The 14,258-nt window shown below is 63.1% G+C and carries 15 protein-coding genes; 8 read left to right on the top strand and 7 right to left on the bottom strand.

What is annotated here, in order from left to right; translation table 11 throughout:
- Nucleotides 1–10: 10 nt before the first annotated feature.
- Nucleotides 11–721 carry a purine-nucleoside phosphorylase gene (locus NKH13_RS21265; RefSeq protein ID WP_352720129.1) on the bottom strand — a complete coding sequence of 237 codons (711 nt, stop codon included), beginning with the start codon at nucleotides 719–721 and terminating at the stop codon, nucleotides 11–13.
- A gap of 83 nt (nucleotides 722–804) precedes the next feature.
- Nucleotides 805–3,378 (bottom strand): cell cycle histidine kinase CckA, encoded by a 2,574-nt coding sequence (gene cckA, locus NKH13_RS21260; RefSeq protein WP_352720127.1) that lies wholly within the window; start codon nucleotides 3,376–3,378, stop codon nucleotides 805–807.
- 203 nt (nucleotides 3,379–3,581) lie between these two features.
- Between cckA and NKH13_RS21255 the strand changes: the two genes are divergently transcribed.
- Entirely contained in the window at nucleotides 3,582–4,334 is a 753-nt protein-coding gene (locus NKH13_RS21255) for a hypothetical protein (protein ID WP_352914215.1), read from the top strand.
- 83 nt (nucleotides 4,335–4,417) lie between these two features.
- On the opposite strand, the gene dksA is transcribed toward NKH13_RS21255, so the two are convergent.
- Nucleotides 4,418–4,834 (bottom strand): RNA polymerase-binding protein DksA, encoded by a 417-nt coding sequence (gene dksA / locus NKH13_RS21250; protein WP_023674847.1) that lies wholly within the window; start codon nucleotides 4,832–4,834, stop codon nucleotides 4,418–4,420.
- A 259-nt stretch (nucleotides 4,835–5,093) separates the two neighbouring features.
- Here dksA and NKH13_RS21245 point away from each other — a divergent pair, with 259 nt between their 5' ends.
- The 4 genes from NKH13_RS21245 (at nucleotide 5,094) to NKH13_RS21230 (ending at nucleotide 8,764) form a co-directional block, all read left to right on the top strand.
- Nucleotides 5,094–5,597 carry a SixA phosphatase family protein gene (locus NKH13_RS21245; RefSeq protein ID WP_352720124.1) on the top strand — a complete coding sequence of 168 codons (504 nt, stop codon included), beginning with the start codon at nucleotides 5,094–5,096 and terminating at the stop codon, nucleotides 5,595–5,597.
- 63 nt (nucleotides 5,598–5,660) lie between these two features.
- Nucleotides 5,661–7,139: a YcjX family GTP-binding protein gene (locus NKH13_RS21240; RefSeq protein WP_352720123.1), complete on the top strand. Its 1,479-nt coding sequence runs from the start codon at nucleotides 5,661–5,663 to the stop codon at nucleotides 7,137–7,139.
- Nucleotides 7,136–8,122, top strand: a complete 987-nt coding sequence (locus NKH13_RS21235) for a YcjF family protein (protein ID WP_352914211.1) — start codon at nucleotides 7,136–7,138, stop codon at nucleotides 8,120–8,122. Before NKH13_RS21240 ends, NKH13_RS21235 begins: the two co-directional genes overlap by 4 nt.
- A gap of 87 nt (nucleotides 8,123–8,209) precedes the next feature.
- Nucleotides 8,210–8,764 carry a hypothetical protein gene (locus NKH13_RS21230; RefSeq protein ID WP_352720119.1) on the top strand — a complete coding sequence of 185 codons (555 nt, stop codon included), beginning with the start codon at nucleotides 8,210–8,212 and terminating at the stop codon, nucleotides 8,762–8,764.
- Between the two features lie 63 nt (nucleotides 8,765–8,827).
- Here the strand turns inward: NKH13_RS21230 and NKH13_RS21225 are convergent, their stop codons facing one another.
- Nucleotides 8,828–9,094 (bottom strand): hypothetical protein, encoded by a 267-nt coding sequence (locus NKH13_RS21225; protein ID WP_292660884.1) that lies wholly within the window; start codon nucleotides 9,092–9,094, stop codon nucleotides 8,828–8,830.
- A gap of 230 nt (nucleotides 9,095–9,324) precedes the next feature.
- Between NKH13_RS21225 and NKH13_RS21220 the strand changes: the two genes are divergently transcribed.
- On the top strand, nucleotides 9,325–11,160 hold the full coding sequence (locus tag NKH13_RS21220; protein ID WP_352914209.1) for a monovalent cation:proton antiporter-2 (CPA2) family protein: 1,836 nt from the start codon (nucleotides 9,325–9,327) through the stop codon (nucleotides 11,158–11,160).
- Between the two features lie 17 nt (nucleotides 11,161–11,177).
- Nucleotides 11,178–11,729 (top strand): DUF924 family protein, encoded by a 552-nt coding sequence (locus tag NKH13_RS21215; protein WP_502908354.1) that lies wholly within the window; start codon nucleotides 11,178–11,180, stop codon nucleotides 11,727–11,729.
- A gap of 23 nt (nucleotides 11,730–11,752) precedes the next feature.
- Here the strand turns inward: NKH13_RS21215 and folK are convergent, their stop codons facing one another.
- Genes folK through folP form a run of 3 tightly spaced genes read right to left on the bottom strand, consistent with a single transcriptional unit; the run spans nucleotide 11,753 to nucleotide 13,457 of the window.
- Complete coding sequence (gene folK / locus NKH13_RS21210; RefSeq protein ID WP_352720115.1) at nucleotides 11,753–12,265, bottom strand: 2-amino-4-hydroxy-6-hydroxymethyldihydropteridine diphosphokinase; 513 nt, start codon at nucleotides 12,263–12,265, stop codon at nucleotides 11,753–11,755.
- Nucleotides 12,249–12,608: a dihydroneopterin aldolase gene (gene folB, locus NKH13_RS21205; protein ID WP_023674838.1), complete on the bottom strand. Its 360-nt coding sequence runs from the start codon at nucleotides 12,606–12,608 to the stop codon at nucleotides 12,249–12,251. The genes folK and folB overlap by 17 nt, the downstream gene beginning before the upstream one ends.
- Nucleotides 12,609–12,611: 3 nt before the next feature.
- Nucleotides 12,612–13,457, bottom strand: coding sequence for a dihydropteroate synthase (gene folP, locus NKH13_RS21200; protein WP_352914205.1), 846 nt, complete (start codon nucleotides 13,455–13,457; stop codon nucleotides 12,612–12,614).
- A 96-nt stretch (nucleotides 13,458–13,553) separates the two neighbouring features.
- Here folP and NKH13_RS21195 point away from each other — a divergent pair, with 96 nt between their 5' ends.
- Nucleotides 13,554–14,171, top strand: a complete 618-nt coding sequence (locus tag NKH13_RS21195) for a DUF922 domain-containing Zn-dependent protease (RefSeq protein WP_352720111.1) — start codon at nucleotides 13,554–13,556, stop codon at nucleotides 14,169–14,171.
- Nucleotides 14,172–14,258 lie beyond the last annotated feature (87 nt).

The following is a 14,258-nucleotide window of genomic DNA, read 5'->3' as shown; positions in this document are numbered from 1 at the left end:
AGAAAGCCGCCTAGCTCTCCGCCGCCAGGTCGAGCGCCAGCCGGGTCATATCGGTGAAAAGGCCCTGGCGTTCGGAATAGTCGGTCTGCTCGCCGGTTACCACATTGTCGACGACGGTCAGGATCGACAGCGACCGGGCGCCGAAATCGGCCGCAATGCGGTAAAGTGCGCTGGTTTCCATATCCACGGCGAGCGCGCCCTGTGCCTGTGCTTCGGCAAAGCGTTCGCGCCCCAGCGGATGATAGAAAATATCGCTGCAGATGGTCAGCCCGGCCCGATGGTCGATGCCGAGTTCCGCAGCCCGGGCCAACGCCTGGGCCAACAATGCCGGATCGGGGCCGGCATCGGCACGATAGAGCCCAAAAACCTGGCCGCTCTCCGCATTTTCGCCGCGCACCGATTGCGCGATCACCAGGCCGCGCAGCGCGATCTCGGTGGTCAGGCCACCGCAGGTACCAGTGCGGATCAACGTTTTCGCACCATAGAAGTCCAGCAGCTCATGCACATAGACCAGGAACGAAGCGACGCCGATGCCGGTGGATTGGATGCTGACAGGCTTGCCGCGAAACAACCCGGTAAAGCCGAGCGCGCCGCGGCGGCGGTTGACGCAGCGCGGCGCTTCCAGAAAAGTCTGCGCCATCCATTCAGCGCGCTGCGGATCGCCCGGCAGCAGCACCGCGCTTGCGTAGTCGCCCTTGCTTGCCTCGTTGTGCGGCGTCACGGCATGCTTTCCAAAACCCGTCGCCCGTTTCGCCTGCAATCATGGCAGTCTCACGACATTGCGCAAGCGGAGCATTGGAAGGGTCAGGATTCCAGCATGTCCTTTACGATCGTGGCCAATTGCTTGAGCGAAAACGGCTTCGGCAGGAAGCCGAAATGCGCGTCGGCCGGCAAGTTCTTGGCGAACGCGTCTTCGGCATAGCCGGACACGAAGATGAACTTGATGTCGGGCTGCCGTTTGCGCAATTCGCCAAGCAGCGTCGGACCGTCCATTTCCGGCATCACCACGTCCGACACCACGATGTCGACCTTGCCGCCGAGCGCTTCGTAGACTTCAAGCGCCTCGACGCCCGAGGACGCCTCGTGGACGGTGTAGCCGCGCGACTTCAGCGCCCGCATGCCGCCCATGCGCACGGCGTCCTCGTCCTCGACCAGCAGCACCGTGGCCGAGCCCGACAGATCCTTGGCTGAGTCGGCGATCTTGGCAGGGGCGGCCGGCACTTCTCCAGCCTCGCCCGCCTTCCTTGCCTCCGCAATGTGCCGCGGCAGGAAGATGCGGAACACGGATCCCTTGCCGACTTCGGAATCGCAGAAGATGAAGCCGCCTGTCTGCTTGATGATGCCATAGACCATGGACAGGCCGAGGCCAGTTCCCTTGCCAACCTCCTTTGTCGTGAAGAAGGGCTCGAAGATCTTTTTCAGCACATCAGGCGCGATGCCGCTGCCGCTGTCCTCGACCTCGACCAGCACATAGTCGGCCGGAGTAAGTTCGCGGTAGGAAAAGGTCTTGCACTCTCCGGCGCTGACGTTGCGGGTGCGTACGGTGAGGTCGCCGCCGGCCGGCATCGCATCGCGCGCATTGACCGCCAGATTGACCACCACTTGCTCGAACTGCCCGATATCGACCCTGACCGGCCACAGGTCGCGGCCATGGTCGATCTTGAGCTTGATGTCGTTGCCGACCAGCCGGGCAAGCAGCATCCTGAGATCGGCGAGCACGTCGGTCAGGTTGAGCACCTCCGGCCGCAGGGTCTGCTTGCGCGAGAAGGCCAGCAACTGCCGCACCAACGAGGCCGCCCGGTTGGCATTCTGCTTGATGTTCATGATGTCCGGGAACGACGGATCGGACGGCCGGTGGTTGGTCAACAGCAGGTCCGAGGCCATGATGATGGCGGTCAGCACATTGTTGAAATCATGCGCGATGCCGCCGGCGAGCTGGCCGACCGCCTGCATCTTCTGGCTCTGCGCCATCTGGCCCTCGAGGGCTTTTTGCTCGGTGGTCTCGACGGCATAGACGATGGCCGATTCCTCGGCGCCTTCGCCGCCGGTACCGTCTGCGACCGCGTTGACGTAGAAGCGTATGTGGCGCTCCTCATTGCCGGGCAGCACCGTATCGATCGGCTCGATGTCAGCCTGTTGCTGGCGTGCCTTTTCGAACGCCGCGGCGAAAGCCGGCCGGTCGCGCTCGTGGATCACCGTATCCAGCCGCACACGCCGATCGACCGCGTCGCGGTCGACGACCGAGGAAAACAGCGACAGAAACGGCGCATTGGTGCGCAGGATGCGGCCGGCGTGGTCGACGCCGGCTATCGCCATCGGCGTCGAGTTGAAGAACCGCGTGAAGCGTATTTCCGAGGCGCGGAGGTCAGCCGAAGCGTCCTCGCCTTGCGTCCGGTTGAGCACGATGGTGCGAGTCGGGCCGTTGAGGCCCTCTCGACTGGCCGAGACACGATGCATGAAGCGCACCGGCAGCGCCTCGCCGGTCATCGTCGTCAGATCGAGATCGATAACAGCATTGCGCGTGGTACCCGCATCGGCCTTGACCGAACGGACCAGCGCCATGCCGTCGCCGGCGACGATCTCCGGCAGCGTGATGGCGCCGGGGGTGAAGCTGGCCAGGTCGATGCCCAGCCACTCCGCGAGGGTCGCGTTGATATAGGTGACGCGGCCTTCCTGGTCGGCGGAAAAGAAACCGGCCGGCGCATGGTCGAGGTGATCGATGGCCTTTTGCAGGTCGAGAAAGAACCGCTCCTGCTCGGCCCGTTCCCGCGAGATATCGGCAAGCTGCCAGGCAAGCATCGGCAGCCGCTGGCCGGGAACGCTGAAGGCGCGGGCCCGGACGCGGTACCAGCGCGCGCCCGGTTCGGCGCCTAGCCGAATGGACTGCGCGAGCCGAAACTCGCCGTCGCCGGGCTGGCCGTCGCGCAGGCCTGACGCCAGCCGGTATATGGTCACCGAGGCCTCGGGAACGTCTGAAAGCAAACCTTCGACCGTCTTGAGGTCGGCGGCCGACTCGGCACCCGTCATATCAGCATAAGTCCGGTTGGCGTAGATGATACGGCCTTTGGTGTCGGTGACCAGGAGACCTTGCGACATCGAATCGACGAAAGCTTTCGACAGTTCGTCGCTTGTCGAGCGCGGCGTGATATGGACGAAGCCGATCGCAGTGGCGAATAGAAAGCCGACACCGATCATCGCCAGCACGCCAAGCATGCCGAGCAGGAATGGATCGCCAAGTCGCTCACGGAAAAGGCCGAAGACGATCGCTGCCCCAGTCAGGACGACGATGAAGACGATCAGCCGGGTGACCGCACCCGGTCGCGTGTTCTGGTCGACGATAGGTACCGGATAGAAATCGCCGCGCGCTTCCTTGGCCATGTGCCCCCTGCTCGTGAATTCCGGTGTCGGTTGAATCATATTCTCAGGGTCGGGAAAAGGCCCGGCTGCAGATGTCCGCTAAAAATGACGCCGTTCGGCTCCCGGCGTTTCAAGCTGTTCACGAAGCGTGAAAGGCAACTTGCGGTGGCCTGCCGCAACAGTCTAGTGTCGCCACTCTTCGAAAGCTGATTTTGGGGGAACCAATGCTGCAATGGCTGGATGGCGAGGCGGGTCCTGGTTATGCCGCAGCAATCCTATGGACGTTTGCAGTACTTGTCCTTCTGCTCATCATTCTTCTTATCATCAGGCTTGTCCGCAGCCTGACATTCGGAACATTCGTCGCCGGCGGCAGGAACCGCAAGACGCGGCTGGCTGTCATGGATGCCACAGCGGTCGACAGTCACCGGCGGCTAGTGCTGGTGCGTCGCGACGACATCGAGCACCTGCTCTTGATCGGTGGTCCGACCGATGTCGTCGTCGAGCGCGACATCAGGCTCTCGGCGCTGCGGCGCCCGGCATTGACCGGAGACAACAGCCACCAGCCGGCAGCAAGGTCGGCTTCGACCACAGCCGCGCCGGCGAGGCAAGCGCCGCCGCAGCCGGCAAGCGTGGCCGCAACCCCTGTCCTAGCCCGCCAGACAGCGACAATGCCAGCAACAATGCCGGCACCGGCGCCGAAACCGGCATCGAACGTCACACCGTTGCCAAGTTATGGATCCGTCAACGCCAATGCCTCGCGACATGCGCCGCCGCCGGCAAAACAGGACTCCCCGGCAAGATACGAGCCGCCGGCACAGCATGAGTCGATCGACGATGCGCTGATGAAGGAGCTGGAGGTTTCCCTCGACGAGCCACGCTTCAGCCAAACGCCGAGCAAGCCGGTGGCGAAGGCATCGCCCTCTCTCGACGACGAGATGACGAAGCTCCTCGGCGAGTTGTCCAATCAGAAAAGATAGGCCGATAGCGAACGGCCAATGAAAATGGCCGGAAAACCGGCCATTTTGAACGCTTTACCGATGCCGCTGCTTTTCCCGCCGACTCAGTCGTCGCGGTAGACCTTCTCGCGCCGCTCATGGCGCTCCTGCGCCTCGATCGACAACGTGGCGATCGGGCGCGCGTCGAGCCGCTTCAGCGCGATCGGCTCGCCCGTCTCCTCGCAATAACCGTAAGTGCCTTCGTCAAGGCGCTGGAGGGCGGAATCGATCTTCGAGATGAGTTTTCGCTGGCGATCGCGGGCGCGAAGTTCGATGGCGCGGTCGGTTTCCGAGGAGGCGCGATCGGCGAGGTCGGGGTGGTTAGCGTTTTCCTGCTGCAGGATTTCGAGAGTTTCGCGCGCTTCGCGCAAGATGTCGTTCTTCCAGGTGACGAGCTTCATGCGAAAGTAGGATTTCTGCCGCTCGTTCATGAACGGCTCGTCTTCGGAGGGTACGTAATCGGCGGTAACGATGTCGTTCATTCGACTCACCCAACAAGCCCCAAATTTGGCGCCTATATATTCGCGGACCGAAAACTGCACAAGATCAATCGACGACAGTGTCACGCAATTGTTAGTCCCGGACAAACCAGCATCTGCGATGCCCTTTTGCGAAGAATACGACCGAATCCGTACATGATTCGCTATGCTTGAGGGGCGCTTGCCATTGCGCACGGAGCTCTTCTGATGGCAAATCCTGCGGCGTGTTGACGGGTTCGGTGCCCGGCACAACGGGGATCCGGTGACCAGACTTTACCTGCTGAGGCATGCGAAGGCCGGCTGGGCGCTGCCTGGCGTGGCTGACTTCGACCGCCCGCTCGACGCATCCGGCTTCGCCGACGCCGAAGCGATGGGCGTGCTGATGCGTTCCCGCAAATACGTACCGGGCCTCACCCTTTGCTCAAGCGCCAGGCGCGCCCGCCAGACGCTGGAAAGCTTGGCTGGCCACACCGACACGGGCCGGGTGCTGTTCCTTGACACGCTCTACAGCGACGATGCCGCCGCGTACCTCGCCGCCATCCGGCAGAATGGCGGGCTGGATGCCCTGCTCGTCATCGGCCACAATCCGATGATTGAGGATCTCGCCATGGCGCTCTCAGGCGACGGCGAGGAGACCGCGCGGGCCATGCTGAACCACGGCTTCCCGGCCTCCGCACTTGCGGTGGTCCGGTTCAACGGCAGTCTTGCCGAGTCTGCGCCGGGCGCCGGCTATCTCGAAGCCTTCCTGACGCCTGCCGATATCTGAGGCCATTTCAAAGCCGCGCATCAAAGCCTATATCGGTTCCTGAGCGGCCCGCGAGAACAGATTTTGGCATCATCGCTGACGACTTTCACCGACGAGGCGAAGATTGCCTTGGACACGTTGTCAGGCCGCGCTGCCGGGCTTTTCGCTCCGTCGCTGCGTCTTGGCGTGACTGGGCTGTCCCGCGCCGGCAAGACGGTGTTCATCTCGGCCCTTGTGCACAATCTGGTCCATGGCGGGCGCTTGCCGCTGTTTGAGGCACAAAAATCGGGGCGCGTCGCCCGGGCCTTTCTCGAAGAGCAGCCGGACGACGCCGTACCACGCTTCCAGTACGAGGATCACATTGCGGCTCTTGTCGACGACCGCGTCTGGCCGGATTCGACGCGTGCGATTTCCGAACTGAGGCTCACCATCGAATACGAATCGGCCTCTGGCTGGACCCGCATGTTTTCCGCCGGCAAATTGTCGGTCGACATCGTCGACTATCCCGGCGAATGGCTGCTCGACCTGCCGCTGCTCGGCAAGTCCTACGCCGATTTTTCGCGTGAGGCCTTCGAGATGGCCGTGTTGCCGGTGCGTGTCGATCTTTCGCGGGAATGGCGGGCGCTCTCCAATCCGGTCGACCCGAACGCCGAGGCCGACGAGATGACGGCGCGCCGTCTCGCCGAGAGCTTCGCCGCCTATCTCAAGGCCTGCAAGCTCGACGAGCGGGCGCTTTCGACCTTGCCGCCCGGCCGCTTCCTGATGCCCGGCGATCTTGAAGGCTCGCCCGCTCTCACCTTCGCGCCGCTGCCGAATCTGGACGGCCGGCGCGCCCGCTCGGGATCGCTGCAGGCGATGATGGAGCGGCGCTACGAGGCTTACAAGACGCATGTCGTCAAACCGTTCTTTCGCGAACACATCACGCGTCTCGACCGCCAGATCGTGCTCATCGACGCATTGCAGGCATTGAATGCCGGCCCCGGCGCGATGGCCGATCTGGAACGTGCGGTCACCGAAATCCTGTCCTGTTTCCGCCCCGGCCGGGGCAACTTCCTGACCGACCTGTTTTCAAGACGCATCGACCGCATATTGGTGGCCGCGACCAAGGCCGACCATCTGCACCACGAAAGCCACGACCGGCTGCAGGCGATCGTGCGGCGGCTAGCCGACCGCGCCGTGGCGCGAGCGAATTTCACCGGCGCCGACGTCGACGTCGTGGCCTTGGCGGCCATGCGCGCGACCCGTGAAGGCACGGTCAAGCAGGGCCGCGAGACTTTGCCGGTCATTATCGGCACGCCATTGCGTGGCGAAAAAATCAATGGCGAAACCTTTGACGGAAAGACCGAAACAGCCATATTTCCCGGAGATTTGCCGGAGAAAGTTGATGCGGTGTTCGACGTTTCCGAATCGGCCCGCCGGCAGAAAAATGACGACCCCGCGATCCGCTTCGTGCGCTTTCGCCCGCCGAAACTCGAGCGCACGGCCGAGGGCGTGACACTGTCGCTGCCGCATATCAGGCTCGACCGCGCGCTGCAGTTCCTGATCGGAGATCATCTCGCATGAGTGTGCCCCGCAGACCGGCGGCCTTTCGCATCGAGCCGGAGCCCCAGCAAAAGGAAGATTCGACGGCTCGCCATGCTGCGTCCGAGGCCGCGCCGGCGCGAAAGCCGCGTACTCTGAAGGCGGATCTAGCCGTGGTCACACCGGCGGAGATCGACGTCTTCGACGAGCCTGACATCGTCGCTGCCGAACCGCCGCCGGCGATTGCGCCGCGAAAACGTTCGCTGCTTGGCAGCCTGTTCTTTGGCGCGCTGGGCGTTCTGGTTTCGCTCGCCGTCGGCCTCTGGACCGACCAGCTGATTCGCGACCTGTTCGAGCGCGCCGAGTGGCTGGGCTGGCTGGCTGCCGGTATGGCCGCGATCGCCATCCTGGCGCTTCTGATCATCCTCGTGCGCGAGTTCATGGCGATTGCCCGCCTTGCCGAGGTCGAAAAGTTGCAAAAGCGGGCGCTCGATGCGATTGCCCGTGACGATCCGAAGGCCGCCCGCGCCGTGGTCGACGAGTTGTCGGCATTTGTCGCGGCCAAGCCCGAAACCGCGGCCGGCAGGCGCTCGCTGGCCGAATTGCGCGGCGAGATCATTGACGGCGGCAATCTGGTGCGGCTGGCCGAGAGCGAGATCCTCGGCCCGCTCGATGCCCGCGCCAGGGTGATGATTCTCGAAGCGGCGAAGCGCGTCTCCCTGGTGACCGCGGTCAGCCCCCGCGCGCTGGTCGACGTCGCTTACGTCGTGTTCGAAGCCGGCCGGCTGATTCGCCGCCTGTCGGAGCTCTATGGCGGTCGCCCCGGCACGCTTGGCTTTTTTCGCCTGGCGCGCAGCGTTCTCGCCCATCTCGCGGTCACCGGGTCGATCGCCGTCGGCGACAGTTTCGTCCAGCAGATTGTTGGCCACGGCGCTGTCAGGCGGCCCGGATTGGGCGATTTCCTCTCCGCGCTGACCTCCTTTGCAGCAAAGAAAGAAAAAGAAACATCCGCTTCCGGAACGTGACTATCGCCTTGGGGTGACAAAGCATTAACCAATCTTGTCCATGGTCGGAAGCGTCCAAACCAGTCTCTTTGTTGCCGGGTGTCGTCGATGAAAAGCGTTATTCTGTCCAGCGGGCTGCCCGTGGCGCTCGCGCTTGTCGCAACCGTCGGCATTGCCGGAAAGACCTCGGCGGCGGAACCGGACAAGCAGTTCTTTCGATCGGTCGAAGGCAAATGGGTCGGCCCAGGGGAAATCGTTGCCGGCAAATACAAGGGCACGAAATTCACCTGCAGCTTCATCGGCTCGACGCCTGACGGCAAGGTTGGCATGTCGCTCGACGGCGGCTGCCGGGTAGGCATGTTCACCCAGCAGATGTCGGCAACGATCGAACACAAGGGCCGGCAGGGCTACAAGGGCAGCTTTATGGGCGGGGCCGCCGGGTCCGGCCTCGACATTATCGGTGGCAATGTCGTCGATGCGCACAAGGTGGTTTTCACCATAAATCGCAATCAGTTGCGCGGCGTTATGCAGGCGCTTGTCCCCGACGACAATTCGATGACGGTGACCGTTGCCGTGCGCGTCGACCAGCAGCTGGTACCGGTCATCGGCATGAAGTTGAAGCGGATCGATGCAGTCGAGGTCGGCTCCGTAACTCCGAACTGACTTTTAGCGTGAGAAAGGCGGCGGCCAGACGGCGCCGCCCTCTTTTGATTTGCAATTAAGTGCTCAGCCCTTGATCGCGGCAATCACCTCGTCATAGGCCTTGCAGGCCTCGGCCGCTGTCGTACCGCCCTGATATTTGGTTGTGACCGCCTGGACCTTGGCCCCGAGGTCGGCTGCCTTGGCTGGATCCTTGGTAATCGCAGCCTGAAGTGCCGCAGTCATGTCCTGAGCCTTCTTGGTCAGTATCTCGGTCGTGCACTCGGGTGCCTTCGAACAGGCCGAGCCGGCAAGCGCCGCGATGCCAACGGCAACCAGCAAAAACGTCTTCATGTCAGTCATCTCCTCAAAAAGGGCTGCGACTTGATCGTCGCTCACCCTCCACTGGCCGAAGCCGGGCGTCCTTAGCGCCGGATCGCTGGAACAAGCAACGCCAGGCACCCCATTATCCTGTGCAGTGCGCCTGCAATATCGCCTTCACAATGCGCCGCATTCGCACTGTTCGATCCGCCCCGAAGCCCCTATCTTGGCCGCTTGACTCCCAAGAGAGCGGAACGGCAGGCATGGCGGCAGAGGCATCCAACGGCGATCTGATTCAGGTGGTGGCGCTGCTTGCCGCCGGCGTCGTTGCGGTACCGATCTTCAGGCGCATGGGACTCGGCTCCATCCTCGGCTATTTGGCGGCCGGTGTCGTGATCGGCCCGTTCGGACTGCGCATTTTTTCCGAATCGGAAGCCATTCTTCATGTCGCCGAACTCGGCGTCGTCATGTTCCTGTTCATCATCGGGCTGGAAATGCAGCCGTCACGGCTATGGGGCCTGCGCCGCGAGATTTTCGGGCTTGGCGCGCTGCAGGTCGGCGTCTGCGCGGTCCTACTGACCGGCGTCGGGCTGGCGGGAGGTTTTCCGATCGCGCAATCCTTCGTCGCCGGCGCCGGTTTCGTGCTCACCTCGACGGCCATCGTCATCCAATTGCTGGAAGAACGCGGCGAACTGGCCACGCCCAAGGGCCAGCGCATCGTTTCGGTCCTGCTTTTGGAAGACCTGGCCATCGTGCCGCTGCTGGCGCTGATCGCCTTCCTCGCGCCGGGCGGCGCCGATATGAGCCTGTCGGATCGGTTGACGGAGGTCGGCATCGGCCTTGCCGCGATCGTCGGGCTGGTGCTTGCCGGGCGCTATCTGCTCAATCCGTTCTTTCGTATCCTGGCGGATGCGCGCGCCCGTGAGGTGATGACCGCTGCCGCCCTCCTGGTCGTTCTCGGGTCAGCGCTTGCCATGCAGCTTTCCGGCCTGTCGATGGCAATGGGCGCCTTCCTGGCCGGCGTGCTTTTGTCGGAATCGACCTTCCGCCACCAGCTGGAGGCCGACATCGAACCGTTCCGCGGCATTTTGCTCGGGCTGTTCTTCCTCGCCGTCGGCATGTCGCTCGACCTGCATGTGGTCGTCGTCAACTGGCAGCTCATTGCCATTTATGTCGTCGCCTACATGCTGATGAAGGCGATCGGCATCTATATCGTTGCCCGCGTCCTCAAAACCGGCCACCGGGAAGCGCTCGAACGCGCGGTCTTCATGGCGCAAGGCGGCGAATTCGCCTTCGTCCTCTATTCCGCAGCGGCGGCGGTGGGCATCATCGATAGCCAGGCCAATGCGATGCTGACCGCCATCGTCATCATTTCCATGGTGCTGACGCCGTTGGCAATCATAGCCCTGCGGTATCTGACGCCGCGCGACGAGCAGTCGCTCGAGGGCGTCGATGTCGCCAACGGCCTGACCGGCAGCGTGCTGATCATCGGCTTTGGCCGGTTCGGCCAGATCGCCAGCCAGCCGCTTTTGTTGCGCGGGATCGACGTATCGATCATCGACAATGAGGTCGAAATGATCCAGGCGGCAGCCGATTTCGGCTTCAAGGTCTATTATGGCGATGGCACGCGGCTGGACATCCTGCGGGCCGCGGGAGCCGGGCGGGCACGCGCCGTGTTGATCTGTGTCGACAAGCCCGATGCCGCCGTGCGCATCGCGGAACTGATCAAGGCGGAGTTTCCCTTGCTGACAGTGCTGGCACGGGCCTTCGACCGCGGCACGGCGTTGCAGCTCATTCGTGCCGGCGTCGACTATCAGCTCCGCGAGACGTTCGAATCGGCGCTTGTCTTCGGCGGCTCGACCCTGGAAGCCCTCGGCGTCGACCCGGAAGAGGTCGCCGAGGTAGTCGAGGACGTCCGCCGCCGCGATGCTGCCCGTTTCGAACTTCAACAGGCCGAAGGCATTCGCGCCGGGCGGCGTTTCCTCAAAGGCAATATCGGCACGCCCATCCCGACGCCGCTCAGCACGCCACGGCGCGCGGGCCAGGCGCTCAACGAAGAGACCGCCGGCGTGCTGCAGAAATCCGAACCGGCCGATTAAACCTTGGAACGACGCGAATGATGAACGAACTGGACGAGCGCGCTCTCTCCGTCGCCGGATTCTGGCGCGACGCGGGGGAGGACGCGTGGTTCGAGAAGAACGACGCCTTTGATACCGACTTCCGCACCCGGTTTTTCGATCTGCACTTCGCCGCCGCGCGCTGCGAATGCGACGGCTGGTCTGAACACGCCGAAGGGTCGCTGGCACTGATGATCCTGCTCGACCAGTTTCCGCGAAACTGCTTTCGCGGCACCGGCCACATGTACGCCACGGACCCGCTGGCGCGGCATTTCGCCCGGAAAGCGATCGCCGCCGGCCATGACCTGGCGCTCGACGAAAACCTCCGCGTCTTTCTTTATTTGCCCTATGAGCATTCGGAGGACCTCGCCGATCAGCTCAGATCGATGGAGCTTACCGCCGCCAAAGCCCCCTCCTACCTGAAATATGCGATCGAGCATCGCGACATCATCCAGCGCTTCGGCCGCTTTCCGCATCGAAACAGGATGCTTGGCCGCGAGACGACACCAGACGAACAAATGTTCCTCGACGGAGGTGGGTTTTCCGGCTGATTCAGGCACCGATGGCGGCAGCGTCAGGTCTTCCACCAATCCTGGCCCGACGGTAACCGTTCAATGCCCGACGTGTCGACGGCGGCCAGCCGCTCCGACACGCTCTTGCCGTCGACCACAAGCTCTGGCGCAATTTCTGCCAGCGGCGCCAGCACGAAGGCGCGCTCCAGCATGCGCGGATGCGGCACCTCCAGTCCGGTCTCGTGGATGATGCGGTCGCCGAACACCAGAATGTCGATATCGATCAGGCGTGGACCCCAGCGCTCCTCGCGCACCCGCTTCAGTTTTCGCTCGGCGTCGAGGCAAAGGTCGAGCAAAGCCCGCGGCGCGAGCGCGGTCGAGATTTCGGCCGCCGCGTTGAGGAAATCCGGCTGATCGAGCTTGCCCCAGGGCGGCGTGCGGTAGAGCGACGAAACGGCAATGACGCGCGTGCTCTCGTCGGCATCCAGAATGCCCAGTGCCGCAGCCATCGACTTTGCCGGATCACCGAGATTGCCGCCAAGGCTGAGATAGACGGTATTATTCTGGCCAGACAACGGTCACCTCGACATGATCGAGCACACCCGGCACCGGGGCGTTCGGCTTGCGCACCGTGATCTCGGCCTTTTTGATCTGCGGGAACCGCGCCGTCAGCGCCCTCGCCACTTCGAGCGCCAGCGCTTCGATCAGAAAGCGCCGCTCGCCGGTAATGATCTTTTCGATGACTGCAAAGGCGATGCCGTAATTGACGGTGTCCTCGATGGAATCCTCGACCAGTGCCCGCCCGGGATCCACCGTGAGTGCCGCATCGACATAAAAGCGCTGGCCGAGCGTCTCTTCTTCGTCCAGCACACCATGCCGGGCAAAGAAGGCGCAGTTCTTCATGCGGATGACATACATGGCTCAGCTTTCCCCGATCTCACGTGCCAGCATAGCATCGGCGATGGCCAACGCGTCCACGTTGATTGCGACATCGTGTACGCGAAAAAGATGCGCGCCTTTGAGCCTCAGGATTACGCTGGTGGCCGCGGTTCCGGCGGCCCTTGCGGCCGCGTCGCGGCCGGTGACGGTGCCGATAAAGCGCTTTCGCGATGTGCCGGCCATCAGTGGAAAACCCAGCGCACGAAGCTCGGAAAACCGTGCCATCAGGTCAAGATTTTCCGCGGCCGTCTCCTTGGCGAAGCCGAAGCCCGGATCGAGCACGATATGATCGTCGGCAACACCGCTCCTCCGCGCGATTTCCAGCGACTTTCTGAGGAAGAAGAGCTGATCGGCAATCACGTCGGGCAGTTTCTGCCGGTCCCGTCCCGTGTGCATGGCGACAAGCCCAGCGCCTGTTTCGGCCGCGACGCGGGCAATGCCCGGTTCGCGCTGCAGGCCCCAGACGTCATTGACGATATGTGCGCCGGCTTGGACGGCAAGCCGGGCCGTATCCTCGCGATAGGTATCGACCGAGATCAGCATTCCGCCAGACGTCGCGAGCGCCTCGATGACCGGCAATATGCGGGCCTGCTCTTCCTTTGCGGAGACCGCAGACGCCCCGGGACGTGTCGATTCTCCGCCGATGTCGATGACGGAGGCCCCCTCCTCCACCATGCGGCGCGCCTGGGCCGCCGCTTTTTCCGGCACATCGAACAGGCCGCCGTCGGAAAAACTGTCCGGCGTGACGTTGAGGATGCCGACGACCACGGCCTTACTGCCAAGGTCGAGATGGCGCCCATGCGCCAGCTGCCATCGCCCTGTCATCATTGCCCATCAACCATGTTCGATCCCGCGGCGTGGCCGGGGATCAATTCCGTTGCGCCGAGGACGGCGGTAAAGCAAGGTGGGGAAAGAGGCAACACGATGAAACGATCCCTCCTCTGCGCGCTGATGTTCGCGCTGACCGCATTCCCGGCCGGCGCTGCAACTCTCGTCAAGACATATAGTTATTTCCCGATCGGCGGCAGGACGCTCGACGACATCGAGAGCCAGCTGTCGAGACTCGGGCCTCAGGTGAAAAGCACCGGGTCGCGGCATCCAGGCGCTACCCAGATGGCGTTCACCACCCGCGTCAGCTATGCGCAAAACCCGGGCTCGTGCTGGATTGCCGACGCTGTCGTCACCGTCAAGGTCAAGGTGATCCTTCCGCAGTGGCGCCGTCCGCGCAAAGCCGATGCCGGCGTCAGGCTGTTCTGGGATACGTTATCCGCCGACATCAAGCGCCATGAGGAGCGCCACGTCGAGATTGCCAAGAACCATGGCCGCGAACTCGAAGACGCCCTGAAGGCAAGCTACCCGGAAAAGACCTGCGAACTGGCCAAGGCCAAGGCCGCGAAAATTACAGCGGTCATGCTTGCCAAGCACGACCAGGAGCAGATGCGCTTCGATCGTGTCGAAAGCGTCAATTTCCAAAGCCGTATCCTGCGGCTCTTGCACTATCGCATCGAGCGCATTGAGAACGGCCGGCTCGCTCCCGGCTGAACTCCGCGTCGTTGGACAAAGCCAATTTGGAACAAAGCCAATTTTGCCGAAGCATGGTGCCAGCTTCGAAAAACTTTCGAGCCGCTG

The sequence above is a fragment of the Mesorhizobium sp. M1348 genome, assembly GCF_040317925.1.
In the GTDB taxonomy this organism is placed as follows: Bacteria; Pseudomonadota; Alphaproteobacteria; order Rhizobiales; family Rhizobiaceae; genus Mesorhizobium.
Note: the sequence above shows the minus strand (reverse complement) of the source record. Positions and strands in the feature narration are given on the sequence as shown.

What these genes read in the sequence shown, in the direction of transcription:
- cckA (WP_352720127.1), bottom strand. Translation starts at nt 3,378, where the DNA reads ATGGCCAAGGAAGCGCGCGGCGATTTCTATCCGGTACCTATCGTCGAC.
- NKH13_RS21255 (WP_352914215.1), top strand. Translation starts at nt 3,582, where the DNA reads ATGCTGCAATGGCTGGATGGCGAGGCGGGTCCTGGTTATGCCGCAGCA.
- dksA (WP_023674847.1), bottom strand. Translation starts at nt 4,834, where the DNA reads ATGAACGACATCGTTACCGCCGATTACGTACCCTCCGAAGACGAGCCG.
- NKH13_RS21235 (WP_352914211.1), top strand. Translation starts at nt 7,136, where the DNA reads ATGAGTGTGCCCCGCAGACCGGCGGCCTTTCGCATCGAGCCGGAGCCC.
- NKH13_RS21230 (WP_352720119.1), top strand. Translation starts at nt 8,210, where the DNA reads ATGAAAAGCGTTATTCTGTCCAGCGGGCTGCCCGTGGCGCTCGCGCTT.
- NKH13_RS21225 (WP_292660884.1), bottom strand. Translation starts at nt 9,094, where the DNA reads ATGAAGACGTTTTTGCTGGTTGCCGTTGGCATCGCGGCGCTTGCCGGC.
- NKH13_RS21220 (WP_352914209.1), top strand. Translation starts at nt 9,325, where the DNA reads ATGGCGGCAGAGGCATCCAACGGCGATCTGATTCAGGTGGTGGCGCTG.
- NKH13_RS21215 (WP_502908354.1), top strand. Translation starts at nt 11,178, where the DNA reads ATGATGAACGAACTGGACGAGCGCGCTCTCTCCGTCGCCGGATTCTGG.
- folB (WP_023674838.1), bottom strand. Translation starts at nt 12,608, where the DNA reads ATGTATGTCATCCGCATGAAGAACTGCGCCTTCTTTGCCCGGCATGGT.
- folP (WP_352914205.1), bottom strand. Translation starts at nt 13,457, where the DNA reads ATGATGACAGGGCGATGGCAGCTGGCGCATGGGCGCCATCTCGACCTT.
- NKH13_RS21195 (WP_352720111.1), top strand. Translation starts at nt 13,554, where the DNA reads ATGAAACGATCCCTCCTCTGCGCGCTGATGTTCGCGCTGACCGCATTC.